Below are 15,810 nucleotides of genomic sequence, written 5' to 3'. Positions count from 1 at the left end.
GTCCTGGCCGCCACCCTCTCCCCCACCTGGGGCATCTACAGCGGCTACGAACTCTGCGAGAACACCCCCCTCAAAGAGGGCGGCGAGGAATACCTCGACTCCGAGAAGTACCAGCTCAAACCCCGCGACTGGACACGCGCCGACACCGAGGGCATCGCCCCCCTCATCACCCGCCTCAACACCGTCCGGCGTGACAGCCCGGCCCTGCGACAGCTGCGTGATCTCCACTTCCACCATGCCGACCAGGACTCGGTGATCGTCTACAGCAAGCGGAGCGGATCGAACACGGTTCTGGTGGTCGTCAACCTCGACCCCCACCACACCCAGGAGGCCACGGTCTCGTTGGACATGCCGCAACTCGGCCTGAACTGGCACGAGTCGGTACCGGTGCGCGACGAGCTCACCGGTGAAACCTTCAACTGGGGCAGGGCCAACTATGTGCGCCTGGAACCGGGTCGACGACCCGCGCATATCTTCACGGTGCTGCGACCGTCCCCGCGGATCGGAGGGTCACCCACAATATGATCGTCAACGAACCCGTCCCGGACACCTTCGAGGACACTCCCGCAAAGGACCGGGACCCGGACTGGTTCAAACGCGCCGTCTTCTACGAGGTCCTGGTGCGATCCTTCCAGGACAGCAACGGTGACGGCATCGGCGACCTGAAGGGTCTGACCGCGAAGCTCGACTACCTCCAGTGGCTGGGCGTCGACTGTCTCTGGCTGCCGCCCTTCTTCAAGTCCCCGCTGCGGGACGGCGGTTACGACGTCTCGGACTACACCGCCGTACTCCCCGAATTCGGTGACCTCGCCGACTTCGTGGACTTCGTCGACGCCGCACACCAGCGCGGTATGCGCGTGATCATCGACTTCGTCATGAACCACACCAGCGACCAGCACCCGTGGTTCCAGGAGTCGCGCAGGGACCCCGACGGACCCTACGGCGACTACTACGTCTGGGCGGACGACGACAAGCAGTACCAGGACGCCAGGATCATCTTCGTCGACACCGAGGCGTCCAACTGGACCTACGACCCGGTCCGCAAGCAGTACTTCTGGCACCGCTTCTTCTCCCACCAGCCCGACCTCAACTACGAGAACCCGGCCGTCCAGGAGGAGATCCTCTCCGCGCTGAAGTTCTGGCTGGATCTGGGCATCGACGGCTTCCGGCTGGACGCGGTGCCCTACCTCTACCAGCGCGAGGGCACCAACTGCGAGAACCTGCCCGCCACCCACGACTTCCTGAAACGGGTGCGCAAGGAGATCGACACGCAGTACCCGGACACCGTGCTGCTGGCCGAGGCGAACCAGTGGCCCGAGGACGTGGTCGACTACTTCGGCGACTACCGCAGCGGTGGCGACGAGTGCCACATGGCGTTCCACTTCCCGGTGATGCCGCGGATCTTCATGGCGGTACGCCGTGAGTCCCGCTACCCGGTCTCGGAGATCCTCGCCAAGACGCCGGCCATCCCCTCCGGCTGCCAGTGGGGCATCTTCCTGCGCAACCACGACGAGCTGACCCTGGAGATGGTCACCGACGAGGAACGCGACTACATGTGGGCCGAGTACGCGAAGGACCCGCGGATGCGCGCCAACATCGGCATCCGCAGGCGGCTGGCCACCCTCCTCGACAACGACCGCAACCAGATCGAGCTGTTCACCGCCCTGCTGCTGTCCCTGCCCGGCTCGCCGATCCTCTACTACGGCGACGAGATCGGCATGGGCGACAACATCTGGCTCGGTGACCGCGACGCGGTGCGCACCCCGATGCAGTGGACACCGGACCGCAACGCCGGGTTCTCGTCCTGCGACCCGGGACGGCTCTTCCTGCCGACGATCATGGACCCGGTCCACGGCTACCAGGTCACCAACGTCGAGGCGTCGATGTCGTCCCCGTCCTCGCTGCTGCACTGGACCCGCCGCATGATCGAGATCCGTAAGCAGAATCCTGCCTTCGGACTGGGGTCCTACACCGAGCTGCAGTCGTCGAACGCGGCGGTGATCGCCTTCCTGCGGGAGTACGAGGACGACCTCGTCCTGTGTGTGCACAACTTCTCCCGGTTCGCCCAGCCCACCGAGCTGGACCTGCGGCGCTTCAACGGCCGCCATCCGGTGGAGCTGTTCGGCGGGGTGCGGTTCCCGGCCGTCGGCGAGCTGCCGTACCTGCTGACCCTGGCCGGGCACGGCTTCTACTGGTTCCGGCTGCGCGCGGACGGGTAACCGGAACCAAGGCACGGTCCACCCCGGGCGGCGACGGTTTCCGCCGGCCCGCCCGGGGCACGCATCACTCACGCCCCCGACGACCGGGGAAAGGACGTACCGCCATGGCGGAAACGGTCACCCCCTCCACGCCCCCTCTCCTCGCCTCGCTCGATCCCCTCCTGCGCGAGTGGCTGCCCCGGCAGCGCTGGTTCGCGGGCAAGGGCAGTCCGGTCACCGGCTTCACCACCGTGGCCGAGACCGAACTCCTGCCGTCGGACGGCAAGCTGGGCCTGCACCATCTACTGGTCCGCGCCGAACAGCCGCCCGCACCCGCCGCGGCCGGCGACTGCTACCAGCTGCTCATCGGCACGCGGGAGGCGCTGCCGCCGCGGCTGGCGCCCGCGCTGATCGGCCACTTCACCGAGGGCCCGCTGGCCGGACGCACGGTGTACGACGCCCTGTACGACCCCCGCCCGGCCGAGGTGCTCCTGGAGGCCCTGCGCACCCGGGCCCGCATCGGCGGCCTGCTCTTCGAACACGCCCCCGGCACGGAGATACGCGACGGGCTGGTGGCCCGGCTCCTGACCGCCGAGCAGTCCAACTCCTCGGTCGTCTACGGAGATACGTTCATCCTGAAGCTCCTGCGGCGGGTCGTGCCCGGCGTCAACCCCGACCTGGAGCTGCCCCTGGCCCTGGCCCGCGAGGGCTGCGCCCGGGTGCCCGCCCCGACGGCGTGGCTGCGGGCGGAGCTGTCCGACGAGCCCGACGCGTCGTACGTCCTGGCCGTTCTGCAGCCCTTCGTACGCGGCGCGACCGACGGCTGGGAACTGGCCCTGCGCGAGCTGGCCAAGGGCGAGGACTTCGCAGCGGACGCACGGGCGCTGGGGCGGGCCACCGCCGAGGTGCACACCGCGCTGGCCCGGGCGCTGCCGACCGTCACCCTCGGGCACAGCCAACTGGAGTCCATGGTCGCGGGCATGACCGAGCGGCTGACGGCGGCCGCCCAGGCGGTGCCGGCGCTGCGACCGTACGAGGACGGCCTGCGCTCGGCCTACGAGGCGCTGGGGAGCCTGGCCGCCGAGGGCCGCACCTGGACCGCCCAGCGGGTGCACGGCGATCTGCATCTGGGGCAGTGCCTGCGCTCGCCGTCCGGGGAGTGGTCCCTGATCGACTTCGAGGGCGAGCCCGCCCGCCCGCTGCCCGAGCGCCGGATGCCGCAGCCGCCGGTGCGCGACATCGCGGGCATGCTGCGCTCCTTCGACTACGCGGCCCACTCGGTGACCCCGGCGGCCCGCGCCTGGGCGCGACTGTGCCGGGCGGCCTACTGCTCCGGGTACGCCGAGATCACCGGCGTCGACCCGCGCACCGACCCCGTGCTGCTGCGGGCCTGCGAGACCGACAAGGCCGTCTACGAGGTCGTCTACGAGGCCCGGCACCGCCCCGACTGGCTTGCGGTGCCCCTGTCGGCCGTGCACCGCCTCGCCACCTCCGACCCGACCTGACATCTCTCCGGGAGACGCGTCCGTGACCTCCAAGACGTCCGTATCCGTAACCGCCGACGACCGCGACCGGCTGCTGCTCGGCACGCACCACGACCCGCACTCCGTCCTGGGCGCCCATCCGGTGCCGGGCGGCGGGATAGCCGTGCGCGCGTTCCGTCCGTACGCCCGCGCGGTGACGGTGGTCGCCGGCCGGGATCTGCGGACCGGGCTGCACGACGACGGCGACGGCTTCTTCTCCGTCCTGCTCCCCCTCTCCGACGTGCCGGTCTACCGGCTGCTGGTGGAGTACGAGGGGACGGCCCAGGAGTCCGAGGACGCGTACCGCTTCCTGCCCACCCTGGGCGACCTCGACCTGCACCTGCTGGGCGAGGGCCGGCACGAGCGGCTGTGGGAGGTGCTCGGGGCGCACCCGATGACCCACCAGGGCGTGTCCGGCACGCGTTTCTCGGTGTGGGCGCCGAACGCGCGGGGCGTCCGGCTGGCCGGCGGTTTCAACTTCTGGGACGGCACCGGGTACCCGATGCGCTCGCTCGGCTCCTCCGGGGTCTGGGAGCTGTTCGTGCCGGGCGTCGGCGCGGGCGAGCTGTACAAGTTCGAGATCACCCGGCCGGACGGCTCCCGCACCCTGCGGGCCGACCCGCTGGCCCGGCGTACCGAGGTGCCGCCCAGCACGTCGTCCATCGTGGACGCGTCCCGGCACGAGTGGGCCGACGAGGAGTGGATGACGCACCGGGCCGACATCCCCGTGCACGAGGCCCCCTTCTCGGTCTACGAGGTGCACCTGCCGTCCTGGCGCCCGGGCCTGACCTACCGCGACCTGGCCGAGCAGCTCCCGCGCTACGTCGGTGACCTGGGCTTCACGCATGTGGAACTGATGCCGGTCGCCGAGCACCCCTTCGGCGGCTCCTGGGGCTACCAGGTCACCGGCTTCTACGCGCCGACGGCCCGCCTCGGCACCCCCGACGACTTCAAGTACCTGGTCGACGCCCTGCACCGGGCGGGCATCGGGGTGCTGATGGACTGGGTGCCCGCGCACTTCCCACGGGACGACTGGGCGCTGGCGGAGTTCGACGGACGGCCGCTGTACGAGCACTCGGACCCGCTCCGGGCGGCCCACCCCGACTGGGGCACCCTGGAGTTCGACTTCGGACGCCGGGAGGTGCGCAACTTCCTGGTGGCGAACGCGGTGTACTGGTGCGAGGAGTTCCACATCGACGGGCTGCGGGTGGACGCGGTCGCCTCGATGCTCTACCTCGACTACTCGCGCGAACCGGGCCAGTGGACTCCGAACGAGCACGGCGGCCGGGAGAACCTGGACGCGGTGGCGTTCCTCCAGGAGATGAACGCGACGGTCTACCGGCGGGTGCCGGGTGTGGTCACGATCGCCGAGGAGTCGACTGCCTGGGAGGGGGTGACCCGCCCCACCGACAGCGGGGGGCTCGGCTTCGGCCTGAAGTGGAACATGGGCTGGATGCACGACTCGCTGGAGTACATGGCCCACGAGCCGGTCCACCGCAGGTACCACCACCACGAGATGACCTTCTCGATGGTGTACGCCTACAGCGAGAACTACGTGCTGCCCATCTCCCACGACGAGGTCGTGCACGGCAAGCGCTCGCTGGTCTCCAAGATGCCCGGCGACTGGTGGCAGCAGCGTGCCGGCCTCCGTGCCTACCTGGGCTTCATGTGGGCCCACCCCGGCAAACAGCTGCTCTTCATGGGCCAGGAGTTCGCCCAGGGCGCGGAGTGGTCCGAGGCCCACGGCCCCGACTGGTGGCTGCTGGACCCGGCCTACGGCGCCGAGGCCGACCACCGGGGCGTGCGCGACCTGGTCCGCGACCTCAACACCGTCTACCGGGAGACCCCCGCCCTGTGGCAGCGGGACACCTCCGTCGCCGGCTTCCAGTGGATCGCGGGCGACGCGGCCGAGGACAACGTCTTCGCGTTCCTGAGGTACGACGCCGAGGGCGCCCCGCTCCTCGCGGTCTCCAACCTCGCCCCGGTGGTCCGCGCCGACTACCGCCTGGGCGTCCCGGACGAGGTGCCCGCCTGGCACGAGGCCCTCAACTCGGACGCGGCCCGGTACGGCGGCAGCGGCATCACCAACCCCGACCCGGTGAAGCCGGAACACCAGCCGTCCCACGGCCGCGCCGCGAGCGTCCGCCTGACCCTGCCCCCGCTGGCTACGGTGTGGCTGCGGCCTGCCTGAGCCCGTCCGGGAGCGGGCCGGTGTGCAGCACGCCCAGGCGCTGGGTGGCCCGGGTCAGCGCCACGTACAGGTCGCTGGTGCCGTAGCGGCCCGGTTCGACCACCAGGACCGAGTCGAACTCCAGGCCCTTGGCCTGGCGCGGGTCCAGGAGCACGACCGCCCGGGTCAGGTCGGGTTCGGTGCCGGGCGTGACGCCGTCCAGGCGGGCCGCGAGGGCGCGGTGCAGGTCGCGGGGTGCGATCACGGCCAGGCGGCCCTCGGCGGGGGTCAGTTCGGCCACCGCCTTCTCGACGGCGCCGGGCAGGTCGTCGTGGGCCTGCCGGATCCACGGGGTCACACCCGTGGACCGGACCGAGCTCGGGGGCTCGAAGGCGGGGTTCTCGGCACGGACCACGGCTGCCGCGAGGTCCATGATCTCGGACGGGGTGCGGTAGTTGACGCCGAGGCGGGTGTGCTCCCAGCGGTCCTCGACGTAGGGGCGCAGGATGTCGTCCCACGCGCCGACTCCCGCCGCCTCCGCGGTCTGGGCGGGGTCGCCGACCAGGGTCATCGAGCGGGTCGGGCTGCGGCGCATCAGCAGCCGCCAGGCCATCGGCGACAGCTCCTGCGCCTCGTCGACGATGATGTGCCCGAAGGCCCAGGTGCGGTCGGCCGCCGCGCGTTCGGCCGCGCTGCGGAAGTCCTCCTCCTCGTGGCGCTCGGCGAAGCGTTCGGCGTCGATGATGTGGTGCGCGGACAGGACCTCCGAGGCGTCGGGGTCGCTGTCCTCCTTGTCGTCGAACTCGTAGGTCCGGGAGGCGTAGGAGACGTCGAGGACGCCCTGCGCGTAGGCGATCTGGGTCTCCCGTTCACGATCGGCGCGGGCCCGGGCGACCCGCTCGTCGACGCCCAGCAGCTCGGCCGCCTCGTCGAGCAGGGGTACGTCGGAGACGGTCCAGGCCCGGGTGACCGGGCGCCGGATCGCGGCCGCGTCCTCCGCGCCGAGACGGCCCTCGGGAGCGGCGAGGAAGTCGGCGACCAGGCGCTGCGGGGTCAGCCGCGGCCACAGCCGGTCGACGGCGGACCAGACCTCCGGGTTCTCGGCGAGTTCGTCGCGGATCTGGGTGATGTCGGAGGCGTCCAGCAGGCTGCTGCCGTCGAAGGGGTCGGTGCCGACCCGCTCCGCGTACAGCTCCGTGAGCGTGTTCAGGATGTGCCCCTCGAAGTACTCGCGGGCCACGTTGTGCGGGAGCCCGGCGGCCCGGGTGCGCTCGCGGGCCATGTTGACCAGGCCGTCGTCGAGCATCAGCACCTCCCGGTCGTGCTCGACGGCGATGACGGGGTCGGGCAGCGCCTGCCGGTCCCGTACGACGGCGGCGAGCACGTCGGCCATGTCGGCGCGGCCCTTGACTGCGGCCGCCTGCGGGGTGTCGGCCGCCGTGGCCTTCACGCCCGGGTACAGCTCGCCGACCGTCGCCAGCAGCACGCCGGTCTCGCCGAGCGAGGGCAGCACCTCGCCGATGTAACCGAGGAAGGCCGGGTTGGGGCCGACGATGAGCACGGCCCGCTTGGCGAGCAGTTCCCGGTGCTCGTAGAGGAGATAGGCGGCCCGGTGCAGCGCGACCGCGGTCTTGCCCGTCCCCGGCCCGCCCTCGACCACCAGGATCCCGCGGTGCGGCGCCCGGATGATCTCGTCCTGCTCGGCCTGGATGGTCTGCACGATGTCGTTCATCCGGCCGGTGCGGGCCGAGTCGAGGGCGGCGAGCAGCACCGCGTCGCCCGACGGGTCCTCGTGGCCGGTGCGCTCCCGGTCGCCGAGGTCGAGGATCTCGTCGTGCAGGGAGGCGACCCTGTGGCCGTCGGTGGCGATGTGCCGGCGCCGGCGCAGGCCCATCGGGGTGTGGCCGGTGGCCAGGTAGAAGGGGCGGGCGACCGCGGCGCGCCAGTCGATGAGGAGCGGGGTGCGCTCGGCGTCGTCCCGGCGCAGTCCGATCCGGCCGATGTGGTGCTTCGTACCGGAGGTCAGGTCGATCCGGCCGAAGCACAGCGAGCCGTCCACGGCGTCCAGCGCGGCCAGCAGCCCGGACCGTTCGGCGACCAGGATGTCCCGCTCCAGCCGGGCCTGCATCGGCTTGTCGCCGAGGGAGAGGGCGTCCGCGACCGAGGCCTCGGTGTCGCCGCGCAGCGCGTCCACCCGTGCGTACAGTCCGTCGATGAATTCCTGCTCGTGCCGCAATTCATCGTCCGGAAATTCGGTGTTTGACAATTCCGCTCCCGCCCGGATATACTGTGCCCACTGAACTTCTTCGCGACCTCTATCGATTTCATTGTCGGTCTGAAGTCACGAACTCCTGAATATACGCAAAGAAATCCCCCGGGCGCAATTGCCGGGGGATTTCTTGTGTACGGGGTGAGCTCAGAGGACCTCGGACAGCTCCTCCAGGAGGCGCCGCTTGGGCCGCGCTCCCACCATCGCCTTCACCGGCTCGCCGTCCCGGAACACCATGAACGTCGGCATCGACAGCACCTTGTAGGCGTTCGTCGTCTCCGGGTTGTGGTCCACGTCCAGCTGGACCACCTTCAGCCGTTCCCCCTCCTGCGCCGCGAGGGCCGTGAGCACCGGCGCCATCTGCCGGCACGGCGGGCACCAGTCGGCGGTGAACTCCACCAGCACCGGCCCCGCCGCCCCGATCACCTCCGCCGCGAAGTCCGCGTCCGTCACCTCGGCCACACCCGCTGCCCTGGTCATCCGCCGTCCCCTCCCAGCTCGCACACCGGTTCCGGACCACCCGGAACCTCCGACTCGACGGCCAGCCGGTGACGCGCCAGCTCGGCCCGCTCCAGCTGCGCCCCGACCTCGATCCGCACGGCCTGCAACTCGCCGATGAGCGAGTCCAGCTCCGCCAGCTTGCGCCGGTAGACCGCGAGCGACGCCGGGCAGGTGTCGCCCTGCGGGTGCCCGGCCCGCAGGCACTCCACGAACGGCCGGGTCTCCTCCAGCTCGAAGCCGAAGTCCTGGAGGGTCCGGATCTGCGTGAGCAGCTTGAGATCGCTCTCGTCGTAGGTCCGGTGGCCGTTGTGGGAGCGGCGTGCGGGCAGCAGCCCGCGCGCCTCGTAGTAGCGCAGGGTGCGTGTGGTGGTACCGGCCCGTGCGGCCAGCTCGCCGATTCGCATGGGTACGACGGTAGGCCTTGACGCCGACGTCAAGGCAAGCTCGGCTGCACCCCGGCGGATTCCTCGACCTCCAGCAGGGAGGCGCTGTGCCGTTCCTCGTCGAAGGCCCGGCGGCCGCCCCGCAGCCCGAACAGCCGCTTGGCGAGGGCGATGTAGAGCACCGCGACGATGTTGAGGACCAGGGTGGCGATCTTCAGGTAGCTCACCTTCTCGGTCAGTTCCCAGATCTCCAGCGGCAGGAAGGCGGCGGTGGCGACCACCGTGAGGTACTCCGCCCACCTCTTGGCGTACCAGAGCCCGACCGCCTCGACGAGTTCGATCAGCGCGTACGCCAGCAGCAGCCCGGCCACCAGCAGCAGCGTGGAGTGCTTGTAGCCGAAGGCCCTCTGTATGGAGCCGACGACCGGTGAGTGGTCGAGGTCGTAGTGGAAGTGCTTGAAGACCGGCCGGAAGGTGTCCAGGTACTCGTTGAAGAGCCGGCGCACCGCGTCCTGGCTGTTGCTGAACTTCCACACCGCGACCGCGACGAGCACGATGAACACCCCGCGCACGGCCCGCTCGATCGCCAGGAACCGCAGGATGAACAGGTCCCGCAGCACCTTTCCGCGCGGCACCAGCGGGGCCTCGGCCGCCGGGCCCGAGCCGTGCGGCTCGCCGAGCGCGAAGTCGCCGCAGCGCAGGCAGCGCCAGGCCTCGCCGACCGCGGTCTGGGCGTGCAGCCGTACCCGCAGCCGCGGGTCGTCGGGGGCGTAGGTCACATGCCCCTTGCGCGCGCAGTGCCGACGGTCCCAGTCGATCTTCATCCCCCGTGCCTCCTGCCAGGAATGCCAACGTGCCGTTCCGGTTGGCCCGGAGCGGCACGTTAGTGGATACGGCTGACGAGTGCCGGTCAGGGATCAGTGCGCCCCGCTCTCCGCCGGCTCCCGCTCCTCGGCCCGAGCCTCCTGCTCCGCCATCTCACGCCCCGGCAGCAGCACCGCCACCAGTACGGTCCCGATACCCAGCACGACCGCGCCGACCAGGCTGGTGTGGGCCACCGCGGAGGCGAAGGAGGAACCGACGGCGTCCGTCATCTGCCGGGCCCCCTCGGCCAGTTGCTGCGCCTGCGCCTTCAGCTGGGCGGCCTGCTGCGGGTCGGTGGCCTGCGCGGCCCGGGCGGCCGTCCGCCTGGCCTGCTCGCCGATGCCCTGGGCGACCGCGTAACCGGCGCCGACCGAGTCCTGCGCGGTGGTCAGCGCGCTCGCGGGCAGCTCGCTGCCGCCGGCGGCGTCGGTGAGGTGGCTGCCGTACGAGGTGGCGAGCAGCGAGCCGAGGACGGCGATGCCGAGGGAGCCGCCCAGTTCCAGCGAGGTGTCGTTGACGGCGCCGCCGACGCCCAGTTCGGACTCCGGGAAGGCACCCATGATCGCGTCCGTGCAGGGCGAGAGCGCGAGGCCGATGGCCAGCCCGAGGATGATCAGCGGCGCCACGAACTCTCCGTACCCCGAGCCGGCGTCCACCCGGGTGAGCAGGGCGAGTGCGGTCGTCCCGCCGGCCATCCCCGCGGTGACCGTCCACTTCATGCCGACGCGCGGGGTGAGCCAGCCGGTGAGGGCCGAGCCGGCGAAGACCGCCCCGGCCAGCGGGAGCATGCGGACGCCGGTGCCAAGGGCGTCGTGGCCGAGGACGAACTGGAGGTGCTGGGTGAGGTAGTAGAAGGCGCCGAAGACGGCCATGAAGAACAGGGCGACGGCGAGGTTGGAGCCGGCGAAGCGGCGGTGGGTGAAGCGGCGGACGTCCAGGACCGGATGCGGGTGGCGCTGCTCCCACAGGACGAAGGCGACGATGCCGGCGCCCGCGACCACGGCCGCGGTGACCGCCCTGACGCCCCAGCCGAAGTGCGGCCCCTCGATGATCATGTAGACCAGCGAGCCGGTCCACAGCACGGAGAGCAGGCCGCCGACGTAGTCGATGCGATCGTGGTGACCGGCCTTGCTCGGCGGCACGAGGACCAGCGCGCCGACGAAGGCGACGGCCGCGACGGGCACGTTGATGAGGAAGGTCGAGGACCAGCCGTGGTCGCGCAGCAGGGCGCCGGCGACCACCGGCCCGGCGGCGATGGCGAGCCCGGCGGTGGCGGTCCAGAGCGTGATCGCCCTGACCCGCTCGGTCCGCGGGAAGGTCGCGGCCAGCAGGGAGAGCGTCGCCGGCATGATCAGCGCGGCGCCGGTGCCCATCACCGCGCGGGCCGCGATCACGGTCGCCGCGCTGTCGGCGAGGTAGCCGAGGACGGCGCCACCGCCGAACACCACCAGCCCCACGAGCAGGGCCCCGCGGCGGCTGTACTTGTCGCCGATCGCGCCGAGCAGCAGCATCAGGGCGGCGTACGGAACGGTGTACCCGTCGATGACCCACTGCAGGTCGGCGCTGCCGAGCCCGAGGTCGGCGGTCATGTCGGGCGCCGCCACCGTGAGGGCGGTGTTGGCCATCACGATGACCAGCAGGCTCAGGCAGAGCACCAGCAGTGCCCACCAGCGGCGCGGATACGGCCGCGCCGTCGTCTCGACCGGGTCCTTCATGACGAGTCGCATGACAGGGATCGCCTTCCTCACGCGTCCGGTGCCGTCCGATGCACACGACAGGACTTGCACATCGCCGTGCAATTGCACAACCCTGCGCAATGTAGGGGATCTGCACAGCACTGTGCAAACGAACGGGGTGAAGCACGTGCGCGGAGGCGGCGGGCCCTGCTGCGGGCCAGGCACAATGGCAGCCATGACCACGGGCAACCCCTCCCGCGCCGACCTGAACCGGCGCCGCATCCTGGACGTCGCCCTCGCCGAGCTGCTGCGCGACCCCGATGCCTCGATGGACCAGATCGCGCGCGCGGCAGGGGTCGTACGGCGGACCGTGTACGGGCATTTCCCGAGCCGGGAGGCGCTGATCGGCACTCTCGTCGACGGCGCGGTGGAGGCGCTGACGGCCGCCGACGAGAGAGCCGGCCGGGAGACGGCGGACCCGGCGGAGGCGGTGGCCCGCTCGGTCCTCGCCGTCTGGGAGATCGCCGACCGCTACCGGCTGCTGATCGGCCTCGCCCAGCGCACGGTGACCATGCAGGGGATCCGCGACCGTCTCACCCCCCTGCGCGAGAAGAAGGTGGAGCTGCTGCAACGCGGGCTCGACGAGGGCCACTTCAGCTCACCGCTGCCGGCACCGGCCCTGGCGTACGTGCACGAGCAGCTGTTGTTCGCGGTGATGGAGGCGGTCAACGACGGCCTCCTCGACGCGAAGGAGGCGGGCCGCTCCGCCGCCGTCAGCGCACTGACGGCGGCGGGCGTACCCGCCTCCAGGGCCACGCGGCTGGTGGCCGAGTTGAGCGACTAGCCGGGCCGGGCTCCGGGCGGCCGAACGGGGGGAGTTGCCGGCCGCCCGGAGGCTTCGGCCGGACGCCCGGCCCCGGTTCAGGCGGGGCCGGGCGTCCGACGGTTCGGAAGTGCCCCGAAGGGGGCGCCGGGGGTACCCCGGCCGAAGGCTGGGGGAGGAACCGCGCGACCAGCCACCCGCGACCGGCACCCGCGGATCCGCAGCCGCCCGGCAGATCGCTCAGGCCTTCGCCAGCTCCTCCCGCTGCTCGGGCAGTTCGGGCGTCCCCTGCTCCCCGTCGTCCAGCAGCGTCTTCTCGTCGAACGGCAGCTCACCCGCGAGCACCAGCCGCACGCGCCCCTTGTCGATCTCCTTCGTCCACGTGCCGATCAGCACCGTGGCGACCGCGTTGCCGGCGAAGTTCGTCAGCGCGCGGGCCTCGCTCATGAACCGGTCGATGCCGACGATCAGGCCGACGCCGTCCACCAGCGCGGGCTTGTGCGACTGCAGACCACCGGCCAGCGTGGCCAGACCCGCGCCGCTGACACCCGCCGCGCCCTTGGAGGCCAGCAGCAGGAAGAGCAGCAGCGGGACCTGCTCGCCGACCGACATCGGCGTACCGAGGGCGTCGGCGATGTAGAGCGAGGCCATGGTCATGTAGATCATGGTGCCGTCGAGGTTGAAGGAGTACCCCGTCGGCACGGTGATGCCGACGACCGGCTTGCTGACGCCCAGGTGCTCCATCTTCGCGATGAGCCGCGGCAGCGCGGACTCGGAGGAGGAGGTGGACAGGATCAGCAGGAACTCGCGGGCGAGGTATTTGAACAGGGAGAAGATGTTCAGGCCGGCGATGGCCCGGAGCATCGCGCCCAGCACCACGAAGACGAACAGCACGCAGGTGACGTAGAAGCCGAGCATCAGCACGGCGAGGCTCTTGAGCGCGTCGAGCCCGGCGGAGCCGACGACGGCGGCGATGGCCCCGAACGCACCGATCGGCGCGGCCCACATGATCATGCCCAGGATGCGGAAGACGAGCCGCTGGATGTGCTCGACGCCCCGCAGCACCGGCTGCCCGGCCGACCCCATGGCCTGCAGCGCGAACCCGGCGAGCAGTGCGATCAGCAGCGTCTGCAGCACCTGGCCCTCGGTGAAGGCGGAGACGAACGTGGTCGGAATGATCGAGAGCACGAAGTCGACGCCGCCGAGTGCCTCGGAGTCCACCTGGGCGTGCCCGGTGGCCTTCAGGGCGTTGGTGATGTGCAGCCCGTCACCGGGGTGCAGGATGTTGCCGACGACCAGGCCGATGGTGAGCGCGACCAGCGACATCACCAGGAAGTAGCCGAGCGCGATACCGCCGACGGCACCGACCTTGGCGGCCTTCCGTACGGATCCGATCCCGAGCACGATCGTGCAGAAGATGATCGGCGAGATCATCATCTTGATCAGGTTGACGAAACCGGTACCGAGGGGCTTGAGCTCGACGCCGGCGTCGGGCCAGATGAGCCCCACGGCGATGCCCAGGGCCACCGCGACGATCACGGCGATGTACAGGTAATGGGTACGGTCCCGCTTCAAAGCGGGAGCGGCAGGTGCCGTACTGGGGGTGCTTGCGGCGGCCACGGCTGCCCTCCTTGACGTCTTCGTCGGCATCACCGGCGTGCGGCTCACGTCCGGGGGATATGGGGGTTGCGGTGACTATCTCCCGCCCTGTGAGCCCGGTCACCCTTCCGTTCATTTAGTTCATCGCCGACCCGGGAGGCACACTGCTGACATGCGCGTCCCGACCGTCCCCCGCCCCCGCAGCCTGGCCGGGCAGCTCTTCGCCATGCAGGCCGTGCTGATAGCGGTGCTGGTCGCCGGGTACGCGCTGTTCACCTACGTCAGCGACCGCCACCAGGCCCAGGAGGCGGCCGCCCGGCAGGCGGCGGCGGTGGCCCGCTCGGTCGCCGACGCGCCCTCGGTCCGTACCGCGATCCACACCCCCGACCCGAGCGCCGAGTTGCAGCCGTACGCCCTCCAGGTCATGCGGGACACCGAGGTCGACTTCGTCACGATCATGACCGCGGACGGCATCCGCTGGACCCACCCCGACAAGAACGAGATCGGCCGGCACTACCTGGGCCACATCGAGGCGGCCCAGCACGGCCACACCTTCAGCGAGACCTACAAGGGCACCCTCGGCCCCTCGGTGCGCACGGTGACGCCGATCCTGGACAACGGCCGGGTGATCGGCCTGGTGAGCGCCGGCATCAGGGTGGAGGCGATCAGCCAGCGGGTCCAGGAGCAGGTGACGGCGCTGCTCGGGGTGGCGGCGGGCGCGCTGGCGCTGGGCGCGATCGGGACGTACGTGATCAACGCGCGCCTGCGCCGCCACACGCACAACATGAACGCGGCGGAGCTGAGCCGGATGCACGACTACCACCAGGCGGCGCTGCACGCGGTCCGCGAGGGCCTGCTGATGCTGGACGGCCGGTTCCGGGTGGCCCTGATCAACGACGGGGGCCGGGACCTGCTGGGGGTGGGCCAGGAGGGCGACGTGGTGGGCCGCCCGGTGGCCGAACTGGGTCTGCCGGCCCCGCTGACCGGCGCGCTGCTGGCCTCGGAGCCCCGGGTGGACGAGGTGCATCTGACGGCGGACCGGGTGCTGGTGCTGAACACCTCGCCGGTGTCGGGCGGCGAGCGCCGCGGCACGGTGGTCACCCTCCGGGACGTCACCGAACTTCAGGCGCTGATGGGCGAGTTGGACTCGGAGCGGGGCTTCACCCAGGCGCTGCGCTCGCAAGCGCACGAGGCCGCGAACCGCCTGCACACCGTCGTCTCGCTCATCGAGCTGGGCAGGGCCTCGGAGGCCGTCGACTTCGCGACGGCGGAGCTGGAGCTGGCACAGGCGCTGACCGACCAGGTGGTGGCGGCGGTCAGCGAGCCGGTCCTCGCGGCCCTGCTGCTGGGCAAGACGGCCCAGGCGAACGAGCGGGGCGTGGAACTGGTGGTCTCGGACGAGAGCCGGCTGGATGACGGTTTGCTACCGGAGAGCCTGTCGGCGCGCGATCTGGTCACCGTCCTCGGCAACCTGATCGACAACGCGGTGGACGCGGCCCAGGGGACGGTCCGGGCGCGCGTGACGGTGACCGCGTACGCGGACGACGACGATGCCGAGCTGGTGATGAGGGTGGCGGACACGGGCGCGGGAGTGGACCCCGCGCATGCGGAACTGGTCTTCCAGCGCGGCTTCAGCACGAAACCGGCGGGACCGGGCGGGCGGGGACTGGGCCTGGCGCTGGTCCGGCAGGCGGTGAACCGGCTGGAGGGCACCCTGACCGTGACCGAGGCGCCGGAGGGCGGGGCGGTGTTCGAGGTGCGGCTGCCGCTGCGCACCTCGCCGGCGGGAGGCGGGGCCCGGTGA

11 protein-coding genes and 1 pseudogene are annotated in these 15,810 nt (G+C 71.2%); 6 read left to right on the top strand and 6 right to left on the bottom strand.

All coding sequences use genetic code 11. The features are described from left to right. The 4 genes and pseudogenes from ACFXI4_RS37065 to glgB all read left to right on the top strand — a co-directional run. Positions 1-525: pseudogene (locus ACFXI4_RS37065) on the top strand (alpha-1,4-glucan--maltose-1-phosphate maltosyltransferase); the annotation flags it as partial. Then, positions 522-2,219, top strand: coding sequence for a maltose alpha-D-glucosyltransferase (gene treS, locus ACFXI4_RS37060; RefSeq protein WP_384999743.1), 1,698 nt, complete (start codon positions 522-524; stop codon positions 2,217-2,219). The pseudogene ACFXI4_RS37065 and the gene treS, both read left to right, overlap by 4 nt. A gap of 104 nt (positions 2,220-2,323) precedes the next feature. Further along, positions 2,324-3,703, top strand: coding sequence for a maltokinase (locus ACFXI4_RS37055; RefSeq protein ID WP_384999740.1), 1,380 nt, complete (start codon positions 2,324-2,326; stop codon positions 3,701-3,703). 22 nt (positions 3,704-3,725) lie between these two features. Then, positions 3,726-5,912: a 1,4-alpha-glucan branching enzyme gene (gene glgB, locus ACFXI4_RS37050; RefSeq protein WP_384999737.1), complete on the top strand. Its 2,187-nt coding sequence runs from the start codon at positions 3,726-3,728 to the stop codon at positions 5,910-5,912. On the opposite strand, the gene ACFXI4_RS37045 is transcribed toward glgB, so the two are convergent. The 5 genes from ACFXI4_RS37045 to ACFXI4_RS37025 all read right to left on the bottom strand — a co-directional run bounded on the left by ACFXI4_RS37045 (position 5,887) and on the right by ACFXI4_RS37025 (position 11,635). Then, a complete protein-coding gene (locus tag ACFXI4_RS37045) occupies positions 5,887-8,127 on the bottom strand; it encodes a HelD family protein (RefSeq protein ID WP_384999755.1) in 2,241 nt (746 codons plus the stop codon). The genes glgB and ACFXI4_RS37045 overlap by 26 nt on opposite strands. Positions 8,128-8,307: 180 nt before the next feature. Further along, entirely contained in the window at positions 8,308-8,640 is a 333-nt protein-coding gene (locus ACFXI4_RS37040) for a thioredoxin family protein (RefSeq protein WP_362729587.1), read from the bottom strand. Next, positions 8,637-9,065, bottom strand: a complete 429-nt coding sequence (locus ACFXI4_RS37035) for a MerR family transcriptional regulator (protein ID WP_384999734.1) — start codon at positions 9,063-9,065, stop codon at positions 8,637-8,639. Before ACFXI4_RS37035 ends, ACFXI4_RS37040 begins: the two co-directional genes overlap by 4 nt. A gap of 29 nt (positions 9,066-9,094) precedes the next feature. Next, positions 9,095-9,868 (bottom strand): DUF2127 domain-containing protein, encoded by a 774-nt coding sequence (locus ACFXI4_RS37030; protein WP_384999731.1) that lies wholly within the window; start codon positions 9,866-9,868, stop codon positions 9,095-9,097. Positions 9,869-9,961: 93 nt separating this feature from the next. Beyond that, entirely contained in the window at positions 9,962-11,635 is a 1,674-nt protein-coding gene (locus ACFXI4_RS37025; protein ID WP_384999728.1) for an MFS transporter, read from the bottom strand. Positions 11,636-11,810: 175 nt separating this feature from the next. On the opposite strand from ACFXI4_RS37025, the gene ACFXI4_RS37020 reads away from it, so the two are divergent. Beyond that, positions 11,811-12,428 (top strand): TetR/AcrR family transcriptional regulator, encoded by a 618-nt coding sequence (locus ACFXI4_RS37020; protein WP_384999726.1) that lies wholly within the window; start codon positions 11,811-11,813, stop codon positions 12,426-12,428. Between the two features lie 219 nt (positions 12,429-12,647). On the opposite strand, the gene ACFXI4_RS37015 is transcribed toward ACFXI4_RS37020, so the two are convergent. Continuing rightward, positions 12,648-14,057 carry a cation:dicarboxylate symporter family transporter gene (locus ACFXI4_RS37015; protein ID WP_384999752.1) on the bottom strand — a complete coding sequence of 470 codons (1,410 nt, stop codon included), beginning with the start codon at positions 14,055-14,057 and terminating at the stop codon, positions 12,648-12,650. Positions 14,058-14,178: 121 nt separating this feature from the next. Here ACFXI4_RS37015 and ACFXI4_RS37010 point away from each other — a divergent pair, with 121 nt between their 5' ends. Beyond that, the gene (locus tag ACFXI4_RS37010) at positions 14,179-15,810 is read left to right on the top strand and encodes an ATP-binding protein (RefSeq protein WP_384999722.1); all 1,632 of its coding nucleotides are present in this window, start codon (positions 14,179-14,181) and stop codon (positions 15,808-15,810) included.

This window comes from Streptomyces sp. NPDC059224 (assembly GCF_042754285.1).
GTDB lineage: Bacteria > Actinomycetota > Actinomycetes > Streptomycetales > Streptomycetaceae > Streptomyces.
This window is presented reverse-complemented; position numbering and strand designations above follow the sequence as displayed.